Below are 978 nucleotides of genomic sequence, written 5' to 3'. Positions count from 1 at the left end.
TGCTGGAGGTATCAGAAGTGCGAATGCTGACATGAGTAACGATAAAGGGAGTGAAAAACTCCCTCGCCGGAAGACCAAGGGTTCCTGTCCAACGTTAATCGGGGCAGGGTAAGTCGACTCCTAAGGCGAGGCCGAAAGGCGTAGTCGATGGGAAACGGGTTAATATTCCCGTACTTCTTACAATTGCGATGGGGGGACGGAGAAGGCTAGGTGGGCCTGGCGACGGTTGTCCAGGTTCAAGTATGTAGGCGGGTGGTTTAGGTAAATCCGGACCGCTACTAACGCTGAGATACGATGTCGAGCTACTACGGTAGTGAAGTCATTGATGCCATGCTTCCAGGAAAAGCCTCTAAGCTTCAGATTGTAAGGAATCGTACCCCAAACCGACACAGGTGGTCGGGTAGAGAATACCAAGGCGCTTGAGAGAACTCGGGTGAAGGAACTAGGCAAAATGGTACCGTAACTTCGGGAGAAGGTACGCTCTTATCAGTGAAGTCCCTTGCGGATGGAGCAGACGAGAGTCGCAGATACCAGGTGGCTGCAACTGTTTATTAAAAACACAGCACTGTGCAAAATCGTAAGATGACGTATACGGTGTGACGCCTGCCCGGTGCCGGAAGGTTAATTGATGGGGTTAGACTTCGGTCGAAGCTCTTGATCGAAGCCCCGGTAAACGGCGGCCGTAACTATAACGGTCCTAAGGTAGCGAAATTCCTTGTCGGGTAAGTTCCGACCTGCACGAATGGCGTAATGATGGCCACGCTGTCTCCACCCGAGACTCAGTGAAATTGAAATCGCTGTGAAGATGCAGTGTACCCGCGGCTAGACGGAAAGACCCCGTGAACCTTTACTACAGCTTGGCACTGAACATTGAACCTACATGTGTAGGATAGGTGGGAGACTATGAAATTGCGTCGCTAGATGTGATGGAGTCGTCCTTGAAATACCACCCTTGTAGTTTTGATGTTCTAACGTTGG

1 rRNA gene is annotated in these 978 nt (G+C 50.9%); it reads left to right on the top strand.

From position 1 onward, the window contains the following. A 23S ribosomal RNA gene (locus ACFI6G_RS22120) occupies positions 1 to 978 on the top strand; the annotation flags it as partial.

The organism is Vibrio sp. PSi01, from assembly GCF_054960695.1.
This window is presented reverse-complemented; position numbering and strand designations above follow the sequence as displayed.